Origin of the sequence: Pseudoalteromonas sp. 120-MNA-CIBAN-0494 (assembly GCF_040308885.1) — a bacterium.
Taxonomy (GTDB): domain Bacteria; phylum Pseudomonadota; class Gammaproteobacteria; order Enterobacterales; family Alteromonadaceae; genus Pseudoalteromonas; species Pseudoalteromonas nigrifaciens.
The window spans coordinates 44518-69713 of the sequence record NZ_JBEOOE010000015.1 but is presented as its reverse complement, the minus strand read 5'-3'; the positions used below and the strand labels follow the sequence as shown (position 1 = coordinate 69713).

Annotated in this window: 27 protein-coding genes; 13 read left to right on the top strand and 14 right to left on the bottom strand. The window is 40.4% G+C overall.

The window, feature by feature from the left end:
- Positions 1-14: 14 nt before the first annotated feature.
- A complete protein-coding gene (locus tag AAEY55_RS11060) occupies positions 15-920 on the bottom strand; it encodes a DUF808 domain-containing protein (protein WP_011326834.1) in 906 nt (301 codons plus the stop codon).
- A gap of 140 nt (positions 921-1060) precedes the next feature.
- Between AAEY55_RS11060 and AAEY55_RS11055 the strand changes: the two genes are divergently transcribed.
- From AAEY55_RS11055 to AAEY55_RS11040, 4 genes are all read left to right on the top strand, one after another.
- Positions 1061-1342, top strand: coding sequence for an MliC family protein (locus AAEY55_RS11055; RefSeq protein WP_182677599.1), 282 nt, complete (start codon positions 1061-1063; stop codon positions 1340-1342).
- Between the two features lie 160 nt (positions 1343-1502).
- Entirely contained in the window at positions 1503-2969 is a 1467-nt protein-coding gene (gene ubiD / locus AAEY55_RS11050; RefSeq protein WP_011326832.1) for a 4-hydroxy-3-polyprenylbenzoate decarboxylase, read from the top strand.
- Positions 2970-3069: 100 nt separating this feature from the next.
- Complete coding sequence (gene fre / locus AAEY55_RS11045; protein WP_011326831.1) at positions 3070-3783, top strand: NAD(P)H-flavin reductase; 714 nt, start codon at positions 3070-3072, stop codon at positions 3781-3783.
- 175 nt (positions 3784-3958) lie between these two features.
- Positions 3959-4369, top strand: a complete 411-nt coding sequence (locus AAEY55_RS11040; protein WP_011326830.1) for a CBS domain-containing protein — start codon at positions 3959-3961, stop codon at positions 4367-4369.
- Between the two features lie 87 nt (positions 4370-4456).
- Here AAEY55_RS11040 and add read toward each other — a convergent pair whose 3' ends face one another.
- From add to cyaY, 8 genes are all read right to left on the bottom strand, one after another.
- Positions 4457-5458, bottom strand: coding sequence for an adenosine deaminase (gene add / locus AAEY55_RS11035; protein WP_089367554.1), 1002 nt, complete (start codon positions 5456-5458; stop codon positions 4457-4459).
- Between the two features lie 127 nt (positions 5459-5585).
- Positions 5586-8276 carry a CHASE domain-containing protein gene (locus AAEY55_RS11030; RefSeq protein WP_350551287.1) on the bottom strand — a complete coding sequence of 897 codons (2691 nt, stop codon included), beginning with the start codon at positions 8274-8276 and terminating at the stop codon, positions 5586-5588.
- 49 nt (positions 8277-8325) lie between these two features.
- Positions 8326-9432 carry a heme biosynthesis HemY N-terminal domain-containing protein gene (locus tag AAEY55_RS11025; protein WP_011326827.1) on the bottom strand — a complete coding sequence of 369 codons (1107 nt, stop codon included), beginning with the start codon at positions 9430-9432 and terminating at the stop codon, positions 8326-8328.
- Positions 9429-11279, bottom strand: coding sequence for a uroporphyrinogen-III C-methyltransferase (locus AAEY55_RS11020; protein WP_089367552.1), 1851 nt, complete (start codon positions 11277-11279; stop codon positions 9429-9431). The genes AAEY55_RS11025 and AAEY55_RS11020 overlap by 4 nt, the downstream gene beginning before the upstream one ends.
- Positions 11279-12217, bottom strand: a complete 939-nt coding sequence (gene hemC, locus AAEY55_RS11015; protein ID WP_011326825.1) for a hydroxymethylbilane synthase — start codon at positions 12215-12217, stop codon at positions 11279-11281. Before hemC ends, AAEY55_RS11020 begins: the two co-directional genes overlap by 1 nt.
- A gap of 36 nt (positions 12218-12253) precedes the next feature.
- The gene (locus AAEY55_RS11010) at positions 12254-13159 is read right to left on the bottom strand and encodes a DUF2914 domain-containing protein (protein WP_350551283.1); all 906 of its coding nucleotides are present in this window, start codon (positions 13157-13159) and stop codon (positions 12254-12256) included.
- 22 nt (positions 13160-13181) lie between these two features.
- Entirely contained in the window at positions 13182-13838 is a 657-nt protein-coding gene (locus AAEY55_RS11005) for an alpha/beta hydrolase (protein WP_041454309.1), read from the bottom strand.
- A complete protein-coding gene (cyaY, locus tag AAEY55_RS11000) occupies positions 13835-14158 on the bottom strand; it encodes an iron donor protein CyaY (protein ID WP_011326822.1) in 324 nt (107 codons plus the stop codon). The genes AAEY55_RS11005 and cyaY overlap by 4 nt, the downstream gene beginning before the upstream one ends.
- Positions 14159-14305: 147 nt before the next feature.
- Between cyaY and AAEY55_RS10995 the strand changes: the two genes are divergently transcribed.
- The 7 genes from AAEY55_RS10995 (at position 14306) to AAEY55_RS10965 (ending at position 19352) form a co-directional block, all read left to right on the top strand.
- Positions 14306-14500 carry an LPS translocon maturation chaperone LptM gene (locus tag AAEY55_RS10995; protein WP_350551280.1) on the top strand — a complete coding sequence of 65 codons (195 nt, stop codon included), beginning with the start codon at positions 14306-14308 and terminating at the stop codon, positions 14498-14500.
- Positions 14501-15754 carry a diaminopimelate decarboxylase gene (gene lysA / locus AAEY55_RS10990; protein WP_011326820.1) on the top strand — a complete coding sequence of 418 codons (1254 nt, stop codon included), beginning with the start codon at positions 14501-14503 and terminating at the stop codon, positions 15752-15754.
- A gap of 63 nt (positions 15755-15817) precedes the next feature.
- Positions 15818-16648, top strand: a complete 831-nt coding sequence (gene dapF / locus AAEY55_RS10985; protein WP_086997021.1) for a diaminopimelate epimerase — start codon at positions 15818-15820, stop codon at positions 16646-16648.
- A complete protein-coding gene (locus AAEY55_RS10980; protein ID WP_179807254.1) occupies positions 16645-17256 on the top strand; it encodes a DUF484 family protein in 612 nt (203 codons plus the stop codon). Before dapF ends, AAEY55_RS10980 begins: the two co-directional genes overlap by 4 nt.
- Positions 17253-18200: a tyrosine recombinase XerC gene (locus AAEY55_RS10975; protein WP_011326817.1), complete on the top strand. Its 948-nt coding sequence runs from the start codon at positions 17253-17255 to the stop codon at positions 18198-18200. Before AAEY55_RS10980 ends, AAEY55_RS10975 begins: the two co-directional genes overlap by 4 nt.
- A gap of 11 nt (positions 18201-18211) precedes the next feature.
- Positions 18212-18916, top strand: a complete 705-nt coding sequence (locus AAEY55_RS10970) for an HAD-IA family hydrolase (RefSeq protein ID WP_350551275.1) — start codon at positions 18212-18214, stop codon at positions 18914-18916.
- Between the two features lie 79 nt (positions 18917-18995).
- Positions 18996-19352, top strand: a complete 357-nt coding sequence (locus AAEY55_RS10965) for a HopJ type III effector protein (RefSeq protein ID WP_086997034.1) — start codon at positions 18996-18998, stop codon at positions 19350-19352.
- On the opposite strand, the gene AAEY55_RS10960 is transcribed toward AAEY55_RS10965, so the two are convergent.
- On the bottom strand, positions 19349-19777 hold the full coding sequence (locus AAEY55_RS10960; RefSeq protein ID WP_089367548.1) for an N-acetyltransferase: 429 nt from the start codon (positions 19775-19777) through the stop codon (positions 19349-19351). The two genes, AAEY55_RS10965 and AAEY55_RS10960, sit on opposite strands and share 4 nt — an antisense overlap.
- Before the next feature lie 178 nt (positions 19778-19955).
- Here AAEY55_RS10960 and AAEY55_RS10955 point away from each other — a divergent pair, with 178 nt between their 5' ends.
- Positions 19956-20645 carry a pseudouridine synthase gene (locus AAEY55_RS10955; RefSeq protein WP_350551272.1) on the top strand — a complete coding sequence of 230 codons (690 nt, stop codon included), beginning with the start codon at positions 19956-19958 and terminating at the stop codon, positions 20643-20645.
- A 36-nt stretch (positions 20646-20681) separates the two neighbouring features.
- Here the strand turns inward: AAEY55_RS10955 and AAEY55_RS10950 are convergent, their stop codons facing one another.
- On the bottom strand, positions 20682-21065 hold the full coding sequence (locus tag AAEY55_RS10950) for an MAPEG family protein (RefSeq protein ID WP_086997040.1): 384 nt from the start codon (positions 21063-21065) through the stop codon (positions 20682-20684).
- Between the two features lie 221 nt (positions 21066-21286).
- On the opposite strand from AAEY55_RS10950, the gene AAEY55_RS10945 reads away from it, so the two are divergent.
- Positions 21287-22165 (top strand): DMT family transporter, encoded by an 879-nt coding sequence (locus tag AAEY55_RS10945; protein ID WP_208834495.1) that lies wholly within the window; start codon positions 21287-21289, stop codon positions 22163-22165.
- A 69-nt stretch (positions 22166-22234) separates the two neighbouring features.
- Here the strand turns inward: AAEY55_RS10945 and AAEY55_RS10940 are convergent, their stop codons facing one another.
- The 3 genes from AAEY55_RS10940 to AAEY55_RS10930 all read right to left on the bottom strand — a co-directional run bounded on the left by AAEY55_RS10940 (position 22235) and on the right by AAEY55_RS10930 (position 25190).
- The gene (locus AAEY55_RS10940; RefSeq protein ID WP_350551267.1) at positions 22235-22552 is read right to left on the bottom strand and encodes a multidrug efflux SMR transporter; all 318 of its coding nucleotides are present in this window, start codon (positions 22550-22552) and stop codon (positions 22235-22237) included.
- 126 nt (positions 22553-22678) lie between these two features.
- Positions 22679-24250, bottom strand: a complete 1572-nt coding sequence (locus tag AAEY55_RS10935) for a bifunctional GNAT family N-acetyltransferase/carbon-nitrogen hydrolase family protein (protein ID WP_011326808.1) — start codon at positions 24248-24250, stop codon at positions 22679-22681.
- A gap of 88 nt (positions 24251-24338) precedes the next feature.
- Positions 24339-25190 (bottom strand): MBL fold metallo-hydrolase, encoded by an 852-nt coding sequence (locus AAEY55_RS10930; RefSeq protein WP_086997043.1) that lies wholly within the window; start codon positions 25188-25190, stop codon positions 24339-24341.
- Positions 25191-25196: the final 6 nt, after the last annotated feature.

Sequence of the window (25196 nt, the reverse complement as noted above, 5' to 3'; positions counted from 1 at the left end):
GCTGTGAATTAGCGCTATTTTTTGAATATTTTTAAATAAGCTAAATGCCCAAGCACAACAACTAAGCCTGCTATAACACCTAATAAGCCATCAAATATAAGTGGTGCCAGCACTTCACCTGTAGTACCTACAATTGTTTGCCCATAATTGGTTACCGCTATTTGAATATGATGCAAAGCTTTAATGCCATGCACTAAAATGCCGCCGCCCACTAAAAACATTGCAACTGTACCCGCAAATGCTAAAAACTGCATAAGCCGTGGTGCTGCCGCTAACAACCCTTTGCCTAGTATTTCTTTAAATTTATTAGCCGATAGCTTAGATTGATTAAGTAAATATAGACCTGCATCATCAAGCTTCACAATTCCTGCAACTAAGCCATAAACGCCAATAGTCATAATTATGGCAATAACACACAATACCAATGCCTGATTTATTAATGTAGCAGCTGCAACTGTGCCAAGCGTAATTACTATGATCTCAGCAGAAAGTATAAAGTCGGTTCTAATCGCACCTTTAACTTTTTGCTTCTCGTATTCTACTAGGTCTAATTTGTCGCCCTCACTTTCGCTTTTATCATCATGAGGCAAAAACTTGGCAAATACTTTTTCTGCGCCCTCAAAACATAAAAATAATCCACCTAACATTAATAAAGGCGTAATTAACCAAGGTAACCACACACTTATTAATAACGCCGCAGGTACTAATATTGCTTTATTTAAAAACGATCCTTTTGCTACCGCCCACACCACAGGTAGCTCACGCTCTGCAGCTACACCGGTAACTTGTTGAGCATTAAGCGCTAAGTCATCACCTAATACACCCGCTGTTTTTTTTGTAGCAACTTTACTCATAGTTGCAATATCATCTAGTAGCACAGTAATGTCGTCTAATAAGGTTAAAAGATTAGTACCTGCCATATAAATACCTAGCTTAAAAATAATATTATTAACATAACTTAAAGCCGCATTTTCACCAACGGTTAATTTTGCTTTGCTATGCTGATTAAAATTAATACGCAAATATCGATAATTACTTGCTGTTTGCACTGGAGATATAAATGAAAGCGCTGCTGATAATCGCATTAAGTGTATTAGGCTTATCTGCTTGTAATGAGCCCACAATTAACACTCGTTATCTATGTAATCAAAAAGAAGCCACGCTTAGCGTTATCAATGAGCAAACAGCAGCACTAACACTTAATAATAATACCTATCAACTTAGCCGAGAAAAAAGCGCCTCAGGTAATAAATACATAAATAAAAATGTGTTGTTTTGGAGTAAAGATAACGAAGCCATGCTTATTATTGAAGGGGCAAAATACCACTGCCTACAACAGTAGGTAGTACAGTAAAACTAATAAAATTAAACCGTGATAAAGCAAGTTTAGTGATACAAAGTAACTGTATTTTTCCAAGTGCTAATAGCTAAGTAACTGAGCATGCAATTTTACGTTACTTGGGTATAATACTTTTAACTTTATTGCTTAATAGCGGCCCACAATGAAATACAAAGATCTTCGTGATTTTATCGATTTACTTGAAAAAAGAGGTGAGCTTAAACGCATCACTCAAGAAATCGACCCGTATCTTGAAATGACCGAAATAGCCGACCGTACATTACGTGCTAAAGGCCCTGCGTTATTATTTGAAAACCCTAAAGGTTACGATATTCCGGTATTGGCTAACTTATTTGGCACACCCAAGCGTGTTGCCATGGGTATGGGCCAAGAAGATGTAAGCGAATTACGTGAAGTTGGCAAGCTTTTGGCTTTTTTAAAAGAACCAGAGCCACCAAAAGGCATTAAAGAAGCGCTAGGGCAAATACCTGTTTATAAACAAGTGCTTAATATGCCAGCAAAAGAAGTAAAAAAAGCCCCCTGCCAAGAAGTTATTTTACAAGGTGATGAGGTCGATTTAACTAAGCTGCCTATTCAACATTGCTGGCCAGGTGATGCTGCACCGTTAATTACTTGGGGCCTTACCGTTACTAAAGGGCCTTATAAAAAGCGCCAAAATTTAGGAATATACCGCCAACAACTGTTAGGCAAAAATAAAATTATTATGCGCTGGTTGTCTCACCGTGGCGGCGCGCTTGATTTTCAAGAATGGTGTAAAGAAAATCCAGGCCAACCGTACCCGGTATCTGTGGCATTGGGCGCCGATCCGGCGACTATATTAGGTGCAGTAACCCCTGTACCCGACACATTAAGCGAGTACGCTTTTGCAGGCTTACTGCGCGGCAGTAAAACTGAAGTAGTTAAATCAATATCAAACGATTTACAAGTACCCGCAAGCGCCGAAATAGTACTTGAAGGCTACATAATGCCAGGTGAAATGGCGCCCGAGGGCCCATATGGCGATCACACTGGATATTATAACGAAGTTGATGACTTTCCGGTGATGACAGTAACCCATATGACCCACCGTAAAAACCCTATTTACCACAGTACCTTTACCGGCCGCCCGCCTGATGAGCCTGCTATTTTAGGGGTGGCATTAAACGAAGTATTTGTACCTATTTTACAAAAACAATTCCCTGAAATTGTTGATTTTTACTTGCCACCAGAAGGCTGCTCGTACCGCATGGCTATTGTTACCATGAAAAAACAATATCCTGGCCATGCAAAACGCGTAATGATGGGAGTGTGGTCTTACTTACGTCAATTTATGTATACCAAGTTTGTTATTGTGTGCGATGACGATATTAACGCCCGAGATTGGGAAGATGTTATTTGGGCAATTACTACGCGTATGGACCCCGCTCGCGACACCACTTTAATAGAAAACACACCAATTGATTATTTAGATTTTGCGTCACCGGTTTCTGGCCTTGGCTCTAAAATGGGTATGGATGCAACGAACAAATGGCCTGGCGAAACAAACCGTGAATGGGGCGAGCCGATTGAGATGGATAAAGCCACCAAAGATCGCGTAGACGACATTTGGCAGAGCCTCAACATTCTCTAATATCCTAGACCAATAGGCTATAAAACAACCCTGCAGATATGCTAGAATCAACACATTCTATTGCGTATCTGCTATGAAAAGCGCTGCTAAAAGGTAAAAAATGCAAACATTAAAAGCTGAAGTTGTTGCTATCAGCCCACTTACAGAATTTGTTCATAAAGTAATTTTAAAACCACAACAACCGGTTTCGTTTGAAGCAGGCCAATACATGCATCTTGTATTGAGCGAAAATGACAAGCGTGCATTTTCGATTGCCAGCCGCCCTTCACAATGCGATCAAATAGAGTTACATATTGGCGCTTCGGGAACCGATACATATGCAATGCAGTCGCTTGAACATTTACGCAATGCACTTAACGAAAAGCAGCTAATAGAGATAGAAGCAGGCTTAGGTATATCGCAACTTCGTTTACAGTGTGAACGTCCAATTATTTTACTTGCTGGCGGTACTGGGTTTTCATATGCAAAATCAATGGCTGATCACCTAGCTGAAATTAGCTGCGACCGCCCGGTATTATTATACTGGGGCGTAAGAGAAGAATCGGCACTTTATGCACACCGCGAAATGCAAGTGTGGGCCGATAGCCACAAAAACTTTCAGTTTATTCCGGTAGTAGAAAACCCATCGCCTGATTGGCAAGGACATACCGGTTATGTACACAAAGCCGTAATGCAAGATATAGTATCGCTAGCGCCTTACGATATTTACATGGCTGGACGTTTTGACATGATAGGCATAGTTCGTGACGATTTTATTGCTCATGGTGCTATTCGCGAAAACATGTACGCAGATGCGTTTGCATTTATTAAATAATTGCACTTAACGCTCTCATTTCAAATATTAAGGCATCTAAATAGGTGCCTTAATTGTTTTTATAACAATAAATAATTAATAGTTAAAATCTATCAACATCATCAACATAAACAATTTCCTAAAAGTCGATCTATAAACCATACTTTGTATAGAACATTCAGCGGGAGAGACCCATATGCTAAATACAAAAGTAAAAGACTTTATGCAACACAAGTTGCCAAACATTACCCCAGATACCGAAATGACCACTGCCATTGCAGAGCTGCAAAAATTTAAATTACTTGGTGCCCCAGTATTCGATAGCAATAAATTTTTAGTTGGCTTTATCTCTGAGCAAGAGCTGCTTAAACCACTCATGCAAAGCAGTTATTTTTGTGATGGGGTGGTGAAAGTATCGCAACTAATGCAAACAGAAGTCGTGACTGTAAATGGCGACACCAACATTATTGAACTTGCTGAGCAAATGAGACCCGGTAAACCGAAAAACTACCCTGTGGTTGACGGCGAAAAAGTAATAGGAATGATCAGCAGAGCCGATATTCTCAAAGCCCTTTACGATAACTACCTAGCTTGTCAAACACACTAATTTATAAATACTTCACCTGAACTCTGGTTACTTAGATACAAAAATGCCGCTATTAATAGCGGCATTTTTTATACTAATAATATTAAATTAGCGCGTACTTGCCATTGTTAGCAGTGCTTTTTTATCGCTGTAACTTAAGTAGGCTATTTCAAGCGCATTAGCTTGCGCTTTTTCCATATCGGCTTGTGATAAACCAGCTTGTGGCGCTGCCACTAAGTATTCGTGTTCAATTTCAATACCTTCAACCGCTGGATCATCGGTATTAATACAAGCCAAAATACCATGATCTAAAAACTGTTTTAGCGGATGCTGAGCTAAATCATTTACGGTACTGGTTTGTATATTACTAGTTAAGCACGACTCAATACCAATACGCTTATCGCGCAGATAGTTCATTAATTCAATATCTTCAATTGCTTTAACGCCATGGCCTATACGGCTCGCACCTAGCTCGTTAATTGCTTGCCAAATACTTGGTGCACCTAGTGCTTCACCGGCATGAATTGTTGCTGCTAAGTATGCGTCGTGTACTTGCTTAAAATGCTCTACAAATAACTCACCCGGAAAACCAATTTCATCACCGGCTAAATCTACAGCCACTAAATCGTCTTTAAAAGCGAGTAAGGCATCAAGCTCTTGTTGGCAAACTTTTACGCCATAAGTGCGTGATAAAATACCAATTAAATTAGCTTTTACATTAGCGCCTTTGGTTGCCGACTTAATGCCATCAATTACCGCCTCAACCACACCTTGAGGGTGTAAACCTTGGCTTTGTGCCATGTAGTAAGGGCTAAAGCGCAGCTCAACATAATCAAGCCCTTGGGCTTGTGCATCTTCAATATTTTCAATCGCTATACGTCTACAAGCATCGTAGTCACCTAATACAGTTACACCCCAATCTAACTTTTGTAAAAACGCCATCAGGTTTGGCTCAGGATCAATGACTTGTACATGAGGGATAAGTGCTGCAACGTTATCAGCAGGCAAAGTTATATTAAACTGACGACCAAGTTCTAATATGGTTTGCGCTCGTACATTACCATCTAAATGGCGATGAATATCTAGCAAAGGTAGTTTTCTATTGATCATAGTAGCAACTCAGTTAGGTTAAAATTGCGCGCATAATACGCAGCTATAGTAATAATTCAAGTCTAGTTTATTTAAAATATACTTTTGAGGCCATATGTCTGCTTTTTATGCAAAAAAGCAGATGATTTTATTTTTCTATCGCCGCTAAATAATGCCAAAGAGCTTTGAACAAAATATTCGCATCTATTGGTTTCGTTATATAGCTATTCATTCCACAGGCAAGCGCTTTTTTAACATCGTCATCATGGGCATTAGCCGATAAACCTATAATAGGCAAATCTAATAAGCCTAGCTCATTACGTATTACCTTGGTTGCTTGTAAGCCGTCCATTTTGGGCATTTGAATGTCCATAAGGACAATGTCGTAACTTTTTTCAGTTAACATTTCAATTGCGGCAAAGCCATCATTAGCAATATCAGCAACACACCCTTTGGTTTTTAAAATGGCAGTGGCTACATGTTGGTTTAACGGGTTATCCTCAACTAAAAGTACTGCGCTGTTCGCAAATGATACGTTTTCTATATCCACGTCACTAAAGCTTTGCTCACTTTTCTCTACTTTAGGTAAAGGGGAGTTAAGCGGTAAACTAAAGGTAAATGTTGAACCTTGCCCTGCAGTGCTTTTTAAATCTATAGCGCCACCCATAAGCTCAACTAGCTTTTTACAAATACTGAGGCCCAACCCTGTACCGCCATATTGGCGTGACGTAGAGTTATCTGCTTGAGCAAAAGGCCTAAATAATTTCTTTTGTGCCTCTTTACTAATACCAATACCTGTATCGCTTACACTTAAATAGGTCATGGTTTTCGATTGCCAAATTTTCAGTGTAATACTCCCTTGAGCAGTAAATTTAACCGCATTATTGAGTAAATTTAGTAGCACTTGCTTTAAACGAATAGCATCGGTGTTAATCATCAAGTTTGTATTTTTATCGTAATCTAGCTTTATTTCTAACGACTTAACACTTACTTCAAATTGTATTAAGTTAATTATCTCTTCAGCCAAGCGCCCTATATCAACGGGTTCTTGCATTAAATCAAGTTTACCTGCCTCCATTTTAGAAAAGTCGAGCAAGTCATTTAATACTCTAAGTAACACCCCTAACGCACCATCAGCTTGCTCTATGTAAGTACGGGCTTGTTGCCAATCATTTTGTTGTAACGCTAAGTAGTGTAAGCCTTTAATACCATTAATTGGCGTGCGCACTTCGTGGCTCATATTCGCTAAAAACTGGCTTTTTATTTGACTCGCTTCATCAGCTTTTTGCTTTTCTTGGCGTAATGTGCGCGTTTGCCTAGCAACTTGCTCGCGTATTTGAACATTTGTGCCTGTAACAGAAATTAAAAATGCTACCAGTAACCAAACAAACAGCATCCCCACTATTTGTGCCAACCAATATATTAACCAGGAGGTTGTAACTAAGGGCTCGTGCAACTCAACCTGCCACATACGGTTACCAATGAGTAGCTGGTAGGACTTTAACAAGTCCATTGACTCGTTGTTGGCAATATAAATAGCGTGGGTATTATTGGTATTGTTAATATCTAAAAAGCTTGCTGTAACTAAGTTTTCATGATCAAAAAGCAACGACTGCGATAGTTTTTTTAAGCTCACTACCGCAACGGCAAAACCTTTAAAGTCATCTTCAGTCTCTATACTTCCAAATACAGGATGCAAAAATAACACCCCTAACTCAGCCTGATTTTGCACCAACTTAACCGGTTGGCTAATGACCATTTCGTTAAGCGTTTTTGACTTATTTAATGCCTCTTGCATAAAGTCGTTTGATGCTAAATCAAAGCCAATAGCATCTTCATTGCCTTTTAATGGGTATGCGTACCTAATTGGATAATATACATCTCGCTCAGCAACGGCTTGCCATTGGTTGGTTGGTGATTTTTCTTTTACAAAAAAATGTTCAACATCGGCTAGTTGCGTCATTTGTTGATATTCTAACAGCGCACTTTTAGGAACATACGGTACCCATTCAAACGCCAATATTTCTTCGCTGTAGCTTAACTGTTTTGCCGTAAATTGCCGAAACTCTTTAAAGTTCACATCTTCACTGCTCGAAAAAAAAGTAGCCAGTAAAGCCAAGTGTGCAGAGATTTCATCTAATTTATGAGTAATTGAGTCTTGTACAGCTAATGTTTTTATCTCTTGTTTTTGAATGTTTTTTTCTTTTTTAACACTGGCAGCACCATAAAAGCTAACACTAATAAGAATGTAAATAAGTAAAGAAGGCAGGATAACTTGTAGCCGGTATCGCATCACTGAGTAATTAAATGCAGCCAGCATCAATGGCGTAAAAATGAGCACCCCAATACTGTCGCCAATCCACCACGCAATAAAACTATCTAGCGCGGCATGTTGAGCAATTATATTATTAAAAACAAGTAAGCTGGTGCCGACACTAGCACCAATAATACAACATACAGGGCCGGCTATAATTAAGCTTTGTACACTATGTTTTAGTGACGATAAATCGAGGGGGGCTTTAATAACTTTAATTATTATTTGCGCGCCAAGCCATGCTTGAAAAACAACAGCGATAGCAATTGCAGCGGCTTGGAAAAAAACTTGCCAGTTTAATATATCAACAACATTATCAAGGTGAATTAAGCTAGTAAGTAATGCACCAACAAAAATACCTAAAAAAGACTTACGGCCCCATAACAAAAAGCTTGCTACAGCTATGCCCGCAGGGGGCCAAGAAGCCACAGCGAAACCATCTATAGCAAGCAATAAATTACTAAAATAGCCTGTAATAAAGTAAGCGCAAGCTAAGCTAAAAGACAATTTAAACAAACCTTTCATCGCCTTTTGCTCCTTGCAATATTAAATGGTGTTTATTAAATGTAACTCATTATTTATAAAGTACTAATGCTTTATCTAGTTGTGCACTTTTTTCATAACTTAACTTTGCTTGCTGCATATATTGTTTTTTATTTTCATTATTTAGTGCTTTATCAAACACCCTTGCCGCTAGGTCGTAATCACCTTGCGCATTAGCAAGGCAAGCCAAAGCGAGCAGTAATGAGTTATTTTGCTCATCTTTTTTAAGTCGATCTTGAATACTCGTTTGTAATTTACGGGCATTTGCCGTTGTTGCTTTACTTAATATGTTAGCTAATTGTGCATGTTGTTCTTCATGCTTAACCATTTTTATTAAGTCGTTTTCAATTACGCTTAACTGCCCTGCAGCAGCCATTTGCGTTAAATAAGCGCTGTAGGCGTAGCTATGTAGCTTTTTAGGTAACTGCTTATATTTAGCTGTTACTTCATCAACAGGAAATGAGGCAAAATAGGCATTAAAAACGCGATGCCACTGCTCATTTGTTAGTACTTTTTTGCGTAAAAGACGCGGTAAAAATGCTTCTAAAGCACTAAAATGTTGTTGCTGCACTAGCACTTCGGTGTAAATTTTTAGCTCAAGTGCTGTCGCTTTTTTCGATTCTGCAATAACCCGTAGTTGCGACTCTATAGCGCTACTATTACCACTAGCTAGCCATAGTTTTGCTACTTTTAGTTGCTGCTCTGGGTTTATATCAAATAAGTACTCAAGGGCTTTGTCGGTTTGATTATTAGCTAGTGCCGCCTTAGCAAGCAGTGCTAAACGTATATCTTGATACTGATCAGGTACCTTGCTAGATAGCGCCTGCTCTATTTGTGCATAGTCGTCATTAATTACACTCCATAGCGCCTGCTCAATTGCAGCTTGCTTGCGCCCTTGGCTACGAGCAAAAAAACTATGCTTAGTATTGCGATAAATAGAGAATAAATAACGCACGAGTTTATAGGTTAAATAACTAACGACTAATACTGCGATTGTTAGCACGGCAAACGAAACAATTGTGCCTTCAATTGTGGTGTTGTTAAACGAAATTAGTACATAGCCTTTTTCGTCCAATAAAAAAGGGGCTGCTGCTAACACCACAACAAGTGCAATAATTAAAATGATCAACCCTATCATTTTGCCCACTCCTTAACTTGCTGCGTGCTTTGTAAGTTTACTTTAGGGTTAAAGTTTAGCTGCTCTTTTTCTAGATTAGACAGCGACTTTAAAACCATTTTTGTAACATCATCATCTTGTTTAAAGTATTCAGCCACTAAACGTTTTGCTTCGCTTAGTGCTGCAAAGTAAACACTGGCGTGCTTGCTCAATAATGCATCTTGCGCTTGCGTTATATAAAGCTTAACTCTTTGATTTACCAGGTGTCGCTGTTGTTCACTTAATAATGGCTCTATAGCAACGCCTTCACGATGACGAATAGTAATAAAACCATCTAAAAATTGATCCCAACTATTTTTTAAGTTTTGCTGCCAATCGCTAAGATCTTCACTTAATACCTTGTCATCAATTTTTGCTACTTCTTCAGGCAGGTTCACCGCATTAAATACCAATTCATCAATATTTTTCAGCACACTACTAAGCTGTAAATAAATAGCTTCAACGGCAATTGGTTTTATGGCATCTAAGGTTTGTATATCTTGTGTAATGGCTTGGCGCACTGTAATAGTACCGGGGTGATCGCTAAGTAAAGCATCTAAACGTTTTAATACAGCGCTAGTTCCTTGATAGTCGTTTTCGGCCCACAACTTAAACTCAGCCATGCGCTGCAAGCTGGTAACTTCTTGTGGATTTAAAGACGAGCCTTGCTGCTGCGCTTGTTGTAAGGCAGCCTTTAGTTCTTGCTGGTTTTTTGTAGTACTTTCGCGCATTGCAGCTGTTACTTTTTGCTCAGACGTTAATAGTGTCTGTTGCAAATTAGCTTGAGCTAACTTAAGTGCTTGCAGCTCTTGTTGTAGTAATTTATTTTGCTCATTTAACTGATTAACAGCTAAGCTTTGCGTCTTGCTCGCGTTGAGCTTTTGATAAAACTCAAAGCCAACTCCAGAGGCAACAATTAATGAAATAATAAGTGCTAAGCTCCCAACTTTACTTACTCGTTGCTTAGTATTGTCAGCCTTATCAGTTGCTTTAAGCGTTTCGCTTTTAGCCGTAGCTTTGCCATTGTTGGCTGTTGCATTAGTCGTTTTTTGCGCTGCTTTATCTACCGTTGACGGTACTGACTGTTCGCTCATTTTGCTACCTTGCTGATTAATGCAGGTAAACATAGCGTTATCGCTAGCTCCTGCTGCAATATGTATATTAGCCGAACTTACCTGATGCTGCTGTAAATAAGCGCCTATACGCTCACTAGCTACATAAAATCGGCACTGTTGTAACCATTGTCTTTGGGGTGCAGCAAGGTTTTTAAAAATAGCATCAACCGCCGCATTACTTGTTATGACTATACCGTGTACATTCTGGCTTTGCCAGTGGTCTATCCAGTTGTTAGGCTCAGGGTCTATGGGAGTACGCTGATACACTACGCAGTTATTTAAAAAGGCACCACGCTGCTTTAGTGTTTTAGCTATATCAGGACGCCCCCCTATTCCTTTAACCAATACAATATTACAGCTATCAACATCGGCAAGCGATTTAAGCGCTAATAACCCCTCTGAGTCGTGCTGTTTAGGAACAGCCGCTCGCACGCCAAACACCTCATAAATAGTGTCGGCTGTTTGTTGGCCAACCCCATAAAATTGCGCTTTTATATTAATATCTGGCTTTAATTCACTCAGCGCCAAAACCGCATCTTGCGACACAAAAATAATTTTATCGGCATTAGTTAATGGGCTGAGCTCAATACTATCGGGGGTTAAATACTCTATTTTTAATACGGGAAATAAAGACGCTTGATAACCCGCTTGCTCAAGTTGTTGTGCAAGGGCTGCGCCTTTTCCTTGGGGACGAGTTATCAAGATATTTAACATTACGCGTCTCTATATACTTCAGCTAATATTCTGTCTGCACCTTGAGCCAATAACATTTTAGCCAGCTCAACCCCTAGTTTTTCTGCGTCATTAACGTGGCCGCTAACTTCATCACGTAAAATTTCGCTACCATCTATTGCGCCTACTAAACCACGTAAGTGCACTTGATCGCCGTTAACTAGCGCATAAGCACCAATTGGCACCTGACACCCACCTTCTAAATGGCGGTTCATTGCGCGCTCGGCATTTACCCGAATACGTGTTTCGCTGTGCTCCAGTGGAGCAAGTAATGCTTTTATTGCTTCGTCATCAGTACGACACTCAATACCTACAGCACCTTGTCCATTGGCAGGCAATGACACTTCTGGCTCAATATAAGCACGAATGCGGTCTTTCATTTCTAAACGGATCAAGCCTGCTGCTGCTAAAATAATTGCGTCGTATTGGCCTGAATCTAATTTTGCTAAGCGTGTATTTACGTTACCGCGAAGGTCATGAATTTTTAGATCTGGACGTGATGCGCGTATTTGACACTGACGACGTAAGCTTGAAGTGCCCACAATTGCACCTTGTGGCAGCTCGTCAATATTGGCAAAGTTATTTGATACAAAAGCATCACGTGGATCTTCGCGCTCACAAATAGTGTGTAGTGTTAACCCTTCTGGAAACTCTACAGGCATATCTTTCATCGAGTGCACGGCCATATCGGCCAACCCTTCTAGCATGGCTTGTTCAAGCTCTTTAACAAATAAACCTTTACCACCAATTTTAGCTAAAGGGGTATCTAAAATAATATCGCCTTGGGTCGACATAGGCACTAATTCTACTAAAATACCTGGGTGATAATGCTCTAATTGCGCCTTTACAAATTCAGCTTGCCAAAGTGCCAATGCACTTTTACGAGTAGCAATACGCACTATATTTGTTGTTTGGGTCATAAAAAATACTCACTTAATAATTGCAATTTAGCTGGCTCAATCAGCTAATATTCTAAATTCTTTTTGAGCAATTAATTGGCCTTGCTCATCAATTACATCAACCCGCCATTGGCCAATTTGCGAGTCCATTATATTCTTGGTCGAATACGTACGATAACGAGAGGATGTTATATCTAACTCAATTTCAGCCACAATATCATCCTCAAAAAACCATACATGCTTTACCTGTTGGCCTTGTAAGTTTTTTAGCTCACTAAAAAACGATAACGTCTCGTCAAATTGACTTAAACGAATATCTGCAGCAAATACATTTACCGGCTCTCGCTTGCTTACTTTACGTGTAAGCACTGCTCGGCTTATTTTATCGGTATCTATTTGCGCGCCAAGTGCCACACTCGCTAGCTGCGCTAAAGGGGCAAAGCCCTGCGTGCTAGAGAGTGCAGTATCACTAATAGCGGCAACATCTGTATCAACTAATAAATCGGTAGTAGGTACTTGCTCAATATTAACCGGCTCTGGTGAGTTGTTTTTAGCCTCAGCTTGCGGGATTGCGGGTAACTCTGCCGCTGCTACTTTATCAGGCTCTGCTACTTTTTGCTCTGCAACTAAATTAATAGGCGCAACTAACAACTCACTTTCACTGTTTTGTGACGCAACTGTTGCCGAGGTATTTAGCTCTACTCGCGTTGTTTGTAATGAAGTAACAGCACGCTGGCTTGTATCGTTACTTTGCGCCAACACTCTATCCTCTGGCTCATTTGGGTGTTCATCCTGCTCGGCACTAACGGCACTGGTTAAGCCATATATAACGGCAGCAGAGGTCATGAGTAGCAGCATAGAAATACTCACAATACGACGCCAATTCCACTCGTAGGTTAGTGTAGTTACACTTTCTTGTGGTTCGCGTTTAACATTTGCTTTAATAACTATTTTTTGACTCATTTTAACCTCAGCGGCTCCATTATTAGCTTAAGCGAGCAATTAACCAATGGCGAATAGCTTGCAGTTCTTCTGCGCAAACCTGGTGAGCCATAGGGTACTCTTGCCAGCTTACATCCATGCTAAGTGCTGTTAAAACTTCGAACGCACTTTTACCTGCACTAGGCGGTACTACATTATCTTGACTGCCATGCGCCATAAAAATATTTAAATCTGTGTGTAGTGCTTCATCTGCCAGCTTTTCTGGTACACACATATAGGTTGAAAGCGCCATTACACCCGCCAGCTTTTGCTCAAAACGTGGGGCTAAATGCAAAGCTACAACGCCACCTTGGGAAAAACCCGCTAAAATAATTTTATCAGCAGCAATACCATTGGCTATTTCTTGGTTAATAAGTTGCTCTACTTTAGCGGCAGAATCTCTTACACCTTGCTCATCGGCACGTTTATCTAATTCTATTGATTTAATATCATACCAAGAACGCATTTCCATGCCACCATTTATGGTGACCGGTTGTACAGGCGCGTGCGGAAAAATAAATCGCAGCCCTAGTTCATTTGGTAATTGTAACTGTGGTGCTACGGGTGCAAAACCTTCCCCCGAATCACCTAAACCGTGCAACCAAATAACGGTTGCTTTATGCTCACCTTGAGCCGGATATTCTACAAACTCTAAACTCATAACGATGATTGCCATTTAACGTCTTGGCCAGCTTGGCGAGTTGATGCCTCGTTAATAAACTGCCAAAACTCTGCGCCAGAGCGATTATCTATCCACTTATCACCACGTAATTCAAAATGATGTCCGTTAAATTTAGTCGCAACCCATACTTGGTGTAAAGGTGCTTGCTTGTTAATCACAATTTTACTGTTGTCAGGAAAAATTAGTTCTAAAATACCTTGTGCCGACTCATAATCTAAATCTGCTTCACAATCATCAACTTGTTCTTCAATTGTGAACATAAGTGCTTCGGCTAATTGGTGATATTCATGATCAGTCATGGTTAATTTCCTTTGCAGGCGAGCCGCCTAATAGTGGGTGCGTTTTTGTACAGCTAGTGTAACAGGAATAAAATCATCCGCGAATAGCTGCATTTTTTAGATATTCTGTTACTCTGCGATTATAAAGCCAGCAACACTATTAATCTAATGAAAGCGATACATACTTCACAATTTAAGCAACTATTAATGAGCACTGTACTGCTAAGCGCATTAGCTGGCTGTGGTCAAAGCGGTCCGCTCTATTTGCCAGAGCAAAAAGCAGAACAAAATAAACCTCAAGACGTAGCTAATCCAGAAACTCAAACTGAGCAAACTAATACACCTAAAAAGCAGGAGCAATAAATGGATTTTTTTAATTATAAAAACAATCAATTATTTGCTGAAGACGTAAGCATTGCAAGTATTGCTCAGCAATATGGTACGCCATGCTACGTTTATTCGCGAGCCACCTTTGAGCGCCATTATTTAGCCTTTGCTAATGCTACTAAAAACCATAAATCCCTGGTGTGCTACGCCGTTAAAGCCAACTCTAATATTGCGGTACTCAATATATTAGCGCGTTTAGGGTCGGGCTTCGACATTGTATCTAAGGGTGAACTGGCGCGAGTAATTAAAGCCGGTGGCGACGCCTCCAAAGTGGTGTTTTCGGGTGTGGCTAAAACAGCAGACGAAATAGCCTATGCATTAAAGCTCGGAATTAAATGCTTTAATGTTGAGTCGGTCTCGGAGCTAGAACGTATTTCAGAAGTGGCCTGTGAGCTAAATTTAGCAGCGCCTATTTCTATTCGCGTTAACCCCGATATAGATGCAAAAACGCATCCGTATATTTCTACCGGCTTAAAAGAAAACAAGTTTGGTATAGATATTCAAACAGCTGTGAGCGTGTATCAGCATGCCGCTTCACTGCCTGGATTAAACATTATTGGCGTTGATTGCCATATTGGCTCGCAACTCACCGAAACCAGACCTTTTCTTGAAGCACTTGATAAGCTACTAACGCTAATAGATGAATTAAAAGCGTGTAACATCGAGCTTACCCATTTAGATATAGGCGGTGGTTTAGGGGTAACTTATAATGACGAGCAACCTCCGCACCCTAGCGAATATGCAGCACAAGTTACTGAGCGCCTAGTTAATTATCGCCACCTTGAGCTTATATTTGAACCCGGTCGCGCCATTGCTGCTAACGCAGGAGTTTTAGTTACTCAAGTTGAATTTATTAAACAAAACCAAGATAAGTACTTTGCTATTGTTGATGCAGGCATGAACGACATGCTGCGCCCAGCGCTTTATCAAGCATGGCAAAAAATCATTCCGGTATCGGTACGCGACGACGAAACCCCTACTCATAACTTTGATATTGTTGGCCCTGTTTGCGAAACTGGTGACTTTTTAGGTAAAGACCGCGAGTTAGCACTTAAACAAGGCGACTTACTGGTACAAAGAAGTGCCGGTGCTTATGGCTTTACTATGAGTTCAAATTATAACTCTCGTCCGCGTGTTGCAGAAATAATGGTAGATGGCAGTCAACACCATCTTATTCGCGAACGCGAAACCATAGAGAGCCTGTATCAAGGTGAGAAAATTTTACCTTAAACGTTTTTGTAAGTCCCTGCTCTGTGGCATGATTAGCGCAGAGCAAAACCGAATTAGAGCGCTATGTTAGTTAATTTTTCCAAAATGCACGGCTTAGGCAACGACTTTGTTGTGATTGATAATATTACACAAAACGTTTTTTTGTCGCGAGATCAAATAATAAAACTGGCCGATCGCCATTTTGGCATTGGCTTTGACCAACTGCTAATGGTTGAAGCACCATATTCCCCTGATCTCGATTTTCATTACCGTATTTTTAATGCCGATGGCACCGAAGTAGAGCAATGCGGCAATGGCGCACGTTGCTTTGCCCGCTTTGTACGTATGAAAGGCCTTACCAATAAACACAAAATTACTGTGTCTACTAAGTCGGGTAATTTAACCCTATACATAGAAAAAGACGGCCAAGTAACTGTAAATATGGGCCATCCTAATTTTGAGCCAAGTAAAATCCCACTCAAAGCAACCAAGCGCGAACTGACCTATATTATTCGTACCGAAGAGCATACTGTTTTTAGTGGCGCGGTTTCTATGGGTAACCCACATTGTGTATTAGAAGTTGACGATATTACTACCGCAAAAGTTGATATTTTGGGTCCGTTACTTGAAAACCATGAGCGTTTTCCGCAGCGAGCTAATATTGGTTTTATGCAAGTTATTTCCAAAGAGCATATTAAATTACGAGTGTGGGAGCGCGGTGTAAACGAAACATTAGCATGTGGTACAGGCGCTTGTGCAGCAATGGTTATTGGGTTTATTCAAAATAAATTAATCAGCACAGTACAAGTAGACTTACCCGGTGGCAGTTTACAAATTCGCTGGAACGGTGAAGGCCACCCAGTACGTATGACCGGCCCAGCAGAGCATGTGTTTGATGGACAAGTGGCACTATGAGTGAGCTAAACGCGCAGCAAGTGGTAGATTATTTACAACTCCACCCTGATTTTTTAATTCAGCACCCTGAGCTACTTGCTCAGCTTGAGCTGCAACAACAAGCCCAAGGTGCAACATCTTTGGTGCATATTCAGCAGCGGCAATTGCGCGAGCACAATACGTTGTTAAAAAATCAAATTGCCAGCATGAGCAAATACGCTGCACAAAATGAGCAAGTGTATCGCTTATTTAGCCTATGCCATCAACAGCTTTGCAGTAATAACGACTTCGATGCGCTTGCCAGTAACTTACAAGATATTATTTGTAGCAATCCAGATATTAGCGACTGTCGGTTAGTAAAGTACGACACTAAATATGCTCAACTTGTTGAGCATCGCCTGAGTAATTCAGGGCACTATTTAGGGCGTATTAATCAGCAAGAACGAGATTTGTTATTTAGCGATACGGCGCAATCAACGGCTATTTATTTAATTGGTGATATTAACAAGCCAATTGCTATTTTGGCTTTTGCCAGCAACAACGCCAACCACTTTGAGCCCGCACAAGACACCCTTTTTGTACTAGACTTTGTAGTCGCTCTGCAGTCAAGGTTGCTGGAACTTGCATGAGTGACAACCCTGCGCCAAATATCAGCGACTTAAGCGATAACTGGCGCACGCCTATTACTTTATTTAGCGACTATTTAAAGTTTGAAAGGCAATACTCAGCGCACACTGTTAACCAATATGTCAGCCAACTTGGCTTTGCAGCGCTTTACTTTAGTAAGCTCTGCGACGACTGGTTTAGTGTACAGGGTGAGCATATTCGCCGTTACAGCATGGCACTGCGCTCAAAACAATTAAGTGGCCGCACTATTAGTTTAAAGCTCAGTTGTATTCGCAGTTTATATAAATTCTTAAAAGCCAAAAATATTGCTAAACAAGCGCATTACCATAACCCAGCGGTAGGCATAAAAGGGCCTAAGTTTGCTAAGCCTTTACCTAAAAATCTCGATGTAGATCAAATGGCACGCTTGCTCGAAATACCCGACGACGAACCTCTGGCCATTAGAGATAAAGCCATGATGGAGCTTATGTACTCATCAGGTTTACGTATTAGCGAATTAGTTGGTGCTAACCTACAAGATATAAGCGCCGCAAATGGTGAAATATTAGTACGCGGTAAAGGCAATAAAGAACGCTTAATTCCGGTAGGCAGTAAAGCGTTAAACGCGCTAAAAAAATGGCTCATAATACGCCCTCAATTTGCAAACCCTGACGAAGTGGCGGTGTTTTTAAGTAGCAAAAAAAATCGCATTTCGGTACGCCAAGTACGTTTAAGAATGCAAGAATGGGGCATCAAGCAAGGCATTAGCTCGCAAGTGCATCCGCACAAATTGCGCCACTCGTTTGCTTCGCATATTTTAGAGTCATCTGGCGATTTACGCGCGGTACAAGAACTGCTCGGGCACAGTAGTTTGTCGGCCACTCAAGTGTATACTCATTTAGATTTTCAGCATTTAGCCAAGGTGTACGACAACACGCACCCAAGGGCAAAAAAGCGAACTGATTAGGAAACCATAATATGATCCGCTTTAATCGTGCCATTGCACCTGTGTCGGTATTAAGCTTCGACCTAGACGATACCCTTTACGACAATCGCCCAATTATAAAAGCCGCCGTACAAGCGCAAACTGATTATTTAAATACCCTGCCGGGTTATCAACATCAGGGCTTGCAGCAATGGCTGCATTGTCGTGATTGTGCACTGCAACAGCAGCCAAAATTAATTGAAGATGTAACGCAGTGGCGTTTGCAAACACTGGGCTTACTTCTTGCTAAGCAAGGCTTTAATGCCAACGACGCAAAACACTTTGCAAGTGCTGCGTACAAGGTATTTGCTCAAGCTCGCAGTAATATAACCGTGACCGATGACGTACTGAACTTACTCGATAAGCTCGCTACTCGCTTTACCCTTATAGCCATAACCAACGGCAATGCCGATGTGAGCCAGTTTAATTTAAATAATAAATTTAACTTGGTACTGCAAGCGGGTTTACACGGTAAAGCTAAACCGCACAATAACTTGTTTGATCAAGCAGCTACACATTTACAGGTGCCACACAAAGCTATTTTACACATTGGTGACAGCCTAGATAGCGACGTGCAAGGCGCTAATAATGCCGGCTGCCAATCTGTATGGTTAAATAACCAAGCTGCCAACTATACTTACAAAGGCCTTGCCGATATTGAAATAACTAACATTAATGCCTTATCACACTTAATTTAAGTGCACGTGTACTAGTTTAATATAAATCAGTAAACAGATAGGTTAGAGTTAAGTATAAAAATAATCCTAAGGACAGAAAGTGACTCTAAGTGACTACCTAGAAAAATTGGCAAATGAGCCAAAAAGCATCGAATTTACCGACACTATGGCAATTATCGATACACATTACCGCTTCACCCCTTGCGCATTTAATAATCATGGTTTACTTAGTGCTGCGAGCGAGAACAATGGTTCTTGCAAAATTTTCGCTTTTGCAAAACTAAACCAACTTAGTAAACAAAATACGCTCGATTGCTTTGGTCAGTTTTATCATCAAGATGTGCTTAACAACCCCAAAGGTAGCGATCATATGAATATTCGCACCTTTATGCTTGCTCCTGAAGTGACCCCGTTTTTAGGCGTAACCTTTACAGGCGAGCCACTTAACGCTATTTAATCGCCCTGCAAGGGTTTAATAAGCGATTTTTCCATAAAATAGCGAGTACCCGTGCGCGGATAATTATTAAGTTGATACTTAACTTGGTAACCGTGCTTTTCATAAAAAGGCTTGGCTTGAAAATCAAGCGTATCGAGCTGCCCCCTCGTTGCCCCAAGCTCAACTGCAGCTGCTTCAAGTGCGACTAATAACTTAGTCGCCAAGCCATTGCCACGTACTAACTCGCTGCACCAAAGCCAATTTATCTGCAACCAATTGCCAAATACACAGCCACTAATCCCAGCGACCAATTCCTCTTGTGCGTCTAAAAACTGATAACCAATAGACATACGCTCAGCATCAAAATGCGCGCTATTAAACGCCACTATTTTTTGACGAAGCGCCTGATTTAAGCAATCGTCATTATTTGCATATAATTGATACATTAACGCCTCTAATATTTATAAAATTAAAAATTATTAAACCAACAACTACTTATAAAATGCATACTCTGTAGCGCCTAACACTAAAGTTATGGCTATTTACCCACCTTCAGTAATGTTTACTTGGCAGCTTTGCTATAATCTGCTGCACACTTTTGCTAACGACTAACAGCAACCATTTATGAGCACCAAAATTCGACTTGCTAAATACATTGCCCATGCCGGTGTTTGCTCGCGTAAGCAAGCCTCACGTTTAATTGACGAAGGTGCAGTGATAGTAAATAACCGCCCAGCTAATCATATTGACCATGTTGATGAGCAAGACCACATAACAGTTAACGGGCAAATTATTAAAGGCACTGCTGAGTTAATTTATTTTGCTTATCATAAGCCTGTAGGTATTGACTGCAAACTTGATCAGAATGACCCTGCTAGCCTTTATCACCACCTGCCTACTATTACGCGGGTTTACCCTATTGGCCGTCTTGATAAAGACTCCCGTGGCTTGCTTATATTAACCAACGATGGTGAGTTGTGTAACCAACTAATTCATCCCGACTTCCACCAGCCAAAACGTTACTTAGTTAGCGTTAATAAAAGCATTGATGCCGAGTTTTGTAAAAAAATGGCCGCAGGTGTACCGGTAGATAAGCAAATAACCTTGCCCTGTAGCGTTGAAAAAATAGCAGACAAACAATTTAGTATTATTTTAAAGCAAGGGCTTAATAGGCAAATTAGAAAAATGGCACACTATTGTGGTTACAAGGTAATTGACTTGTATCGCGAGCAAATTAGCGAGCTAACCCTACAAACGCTAAACCTTGCCCAAGGGCAATATATTGCAATTAATAAAAGCGATATTATAAAGTAAGCGCCTTTTAAAACGCTTTGGGGTTTTAAAATAAATTTAAAAGCTCACTGCAATCATTGCAATAGCTGTACTTATACCAACAAACCACATAATTGAGCGCATAATATCTAGGTTAAGGTAGTAAAAAGCACAAAATAAAACACGCGCTACAATGTGGCTCATCGCCAAGGTTTCGGTTACCGCATTAACATTATTAGTACCTAATACCACCGCAAGTGCAACGGCAAATACTGCTAACGACTCAAAACAGTTTTGGTGTGCAGCTAAAGCGCGCGCTCCTAAACCGGTTAATTGAGTTTGTTGTTGGCGCGGATGCTTGTTGTCGTAGCCGCCCAATTTATTAAGTTCGATTACTGCGGGTATTCTTGCTAAATAAGGCATTACAACGGCCAATAAAGCACAAGCGATTAAAATAGTCATAGTACGGTTCTTTGTTATTGTTAATTATTTAAAATAACACACCCACTATAAAAAAGCCGCCAGATAAGCGCCTGACGGCTAAACAGTAACATCAAGCCAACTATAAACTAATTTACGGCAGTTAAACTGCGGCATATTGTCGCAGCTGAGCCTAAAGCACTATCGCTTTACTTTGTATACCTTGTTAACTTATCGCCCTCTATTATTTTTGTATTGTTATTATGACTTGGGTATTTTTCACTTTTTTAGCCGCTTTTATGCAGGCGTGGCGCAATGCACTACAAAGTAAGTTAAGTAGTAATGTGAGCGTAGCTGGCGTTACTCTATCGCGTTTTATTGTTGCAGGCCCTATTGCTGCTGTGTATTTGTATGGTTTATATCAATACCAAGATACCGCTATGCCTAGTTTTAATAATGCTTTTTGGGGCTTTATTATTGGCGCAAGTATTATGCAAATTCTTGCTACTGGCTTAATGGTTAAATTATTTAAAATGAATAATTACGCTGTGGGCGCTGGGCTTGCAAAAAGTGAGGCTTTGGTTGCCGCTATTTTAGGAGTATTATTTTTTGGCTCGGCGTTAACCTTATTGGGTTGGTTGGGGGTATTTTTAGGGGCTATTGCCGTACTGCTAATGAGCGGTATAACCAGCATTAAACGCTTCGATGCCAAAACAGCTTTATTAGGGCTTGCGTGCGGTACTTGCTTTGCGCTTACTTCATTATGGGTACGTGAGGGCAGTTTAAATTCAGGGCTATTATTTCCTCACTCTGCTGCTTGGGTACTGCTTTTTGTTATTAGCTTACAAACTCTAATATTGCTGGGTTATTTATTATTAAAAGAGCCACACACCCTCAGTAAACTTTGGCAATATAAAAGCACAACTGTTGCGATTAGTATTTTTAGCTGTGTGGGCTCTATTGGCTGGTTTAGCGCCATGAGCTTGCAGCATGTTGCCTATGTAAAAACGCTTGGCCAAATAGAGGTGTTTTTTACCATACTCATTGCCGTACTGTGGCTAAAACAACCGCTTAAAAAACAAGACAGCGCCGGGTTATTACTCATTGCTGTTGCCGCTATTTTAGTCATGCTGCCCAATTAATTACTGGCAAAAAAAGCGCAGGCTTTTAATCCTGCGCTTTTTTTGATTAAACCGCGTTGAGTTTACTTTTTAATGACTTATTTTAAGTGTGATCACACCGCAAATAATCATTAAGACACCGGCAATACGGCCAAAAGTGGCGGTATCACCATAAAACAAAATGCCCACAATAAATGTGCCAGCAGCGCCAATGCCTGTCCATACCGCATAAGATGTACCCATAGGAATATCACGTTGAGCTAGCCACAACATAAAACCACTAACCACCATAAATGCAACCGCAATGCCAATACCTAACCAGCGGCTGTCACTTTGTTGCGAAATTTTTAAGCCTATTGGCCAGCCAATTTCAAGCAAGCCCGCAATTATTAAATACATCCAAGCCACTTAAAGCACTCACTCTATTAAAAATTTGCGGTATTTTAGCGAGCTAATTTATTCATTAACAGCAATAAACAAGATTAATGATAATTAACCAGCTCACACTTTAATAAGCTACCTATTTTGTAGTGATTAAAAGCTACTTTTTTGCTTATCCGCACTAACCTTTTTATCGTCACTCACTTTTTTTAGCATTATGTCGTATAAATCTTCACGTCGATCTTTTAAGTTACGTACTGTCCCTTCACTGTGAAGAATTTTTAATTTATCCATATCAAGGTCACTAAATAACAACATTTCGGTATTAGTGGTTGCCTCATTGAGTGTTGCATCATGTGGGAATGAAAAGTCAGACGGTGTAAGTACTGCCGATTGTGCAAACTGTACATCTAGGCTTTCTACTTCTGGTAAGTTACCAACAGAGCCTGCTATAACCACATAACATTCGTTTTCAATAGCGCGTGCTTGAGCACAATGACGTACCCGTAAATAGCTATTTTTAGTATCAGTCCAAAAAGGTACAAATAAAATTTCTAAGCCTTCTTTGGCCATAATTCTAGATAGTTCTGGAAACTCAACATCGTAACAAATTTGAATACCAACACGCCCTGCATCAGTTTCAAATACCGCTATTTTGTCGCCGCCTTGAATAACCCAGTCATTTTGCTCATGCGGGGTAATATGAATTTTACGTTGCTCATCTATTTTACCGCTGCGGTGACATAAATAACTGACGTTATAAATTTTATCCCCGTCGGCTACTGGCATTGAGCCGGTAATAATATTGGCATTGTATTCAATTGCCATACGCGACATAGCATTTTTAAAGGTTTCTGTGTACTCGGCTAAATTGCGGATCGCTTCGGTTTGATTAACTTGCTCAGTTAACCCCATTAGCGGGGCATTAAAAAACTCAGGGAATAAAATAAAGTCACTTTGATAATCAGAAACCGTATCAACAAAATACTCGACCTGCTTGAGCATTTCCTCTACCGACTCCACCTTACGCATTTGCCACTGCACCGCACCTACACGCACAATCGACTTTACGATATTAATAACGGTGTCGGTTGGTTCGTACAATATGTTATTCCACTCCAGTAATGTGGCATAACCTACTGATTCTTGATCTTCGGGTAAATACTTTTTAAGTAAGCGTTTAACTTGAAAATCGTTTGCTAGCTGAAAACTTAAGATAGGATCGTACAGCTCTTTTTGATCTACTTTAGCTATATATTCCATTGGGGTCATTTCATTACTGTGATTGTAATAACGCGGAATACGACCACCCGCTAAAATAGCGCGTAAGTTGTATTGGCGGCACAATTCTTTTCGGGCATCGTACAGCCTACGCCCAAGGCGCATACCTCTGTGCGTTTCGCTAATCGCAACATCTAAGCCATACAGTGCATCGCCAGCGGTATCACTAAATACGCGGTCATGACCATCGGCTATGTCTTCATAGGTATGGGGGTTAGAAAAGCGGGCATAGTCTACTTGCACGCTTAATGCTAAGCCTACCAGCACACCATCATCCACAATGCCTATTTGCCCTTCTGGAAACTGGTCTATTAATCTAAAAATTGTATGGCTAGGCCATGCACCACCTAAATCTGGGTATGCTTGATCCATCAAGGTTTTAATTTGTGGGTATTGCTCTTTAGTTAAATTACAAATTTCGAGATGGGTTTTTTCTACCGTCATACACAACTCCTTGAGGAATGGGGAATAAAAAAGCCGAACATGCGCCCAGCTTAATAAAATAGTTGATGTGCTATTACTTAATTCATTTTTATTGTTTTAAACTACGATAAAAAAGTGTAGTTACACGCTCTTTAGGTAACCAGCTAGCGTATTCAAGGCCAAGCTCTGCCAATGGGTCGGCGTTAAGTACTTGCTCTAAGCTTGCCTTGTTTTGCATTGCTTTAAGCATAACATCTTTGGCTTTTTGCACCAGCTTACGATACACCACCAGCCCTGAACGATCGCTTAGCGGACCATGTCCTGGGATCACTTTTGTATTATCGTCAATTTGTTTCACTACGTCATCTACAGCCGCTAAAATACCATCAACACTGCCACCACTGTCTACGTCTACAAACGGTAAGCTGCCAAAGTTAAAGAAAATGTCGCCCATGTGTACAATGTTAGCCTTGTTAAAAAATATGACTGCGTCACCGTCAGTATGTGCATGCTGATAATGCATTACATGAGCATGCTCGTTGTTAAAGTGCAGCTTTAAATCGTGGCTAAAACTAATCCGCGGTAAAAAATCTGACCCTTCACCATGCTCCGCTACTAAGCGCTTATGCACATTATCGTGAGCAATAACGTGGGCACCTGCTTTAGCAAAATTTTCGTTGCCTCCGGTGTGGTCGCCATGATGATGGGTGTTAATTACAAACTCAGTACTGCCGGGCTGTAAATCGCTAATCGTTTTTTTAATATCGCTTGAAAGCTTGGCAAATTGATCATCAATAATATAAATACCATCGTCGCCGACACTTACAGCAATATTGCCTCCTTGACCAAGTAACATATAAATATGCTCGCTCAGTTTTTGCGTTTTAACTACACTTTCATCGGCATAAGCCGCACTACTTAACAACAAGCCAGTGATTAATACGGGAAGTAATTTTTTCATTTTAGT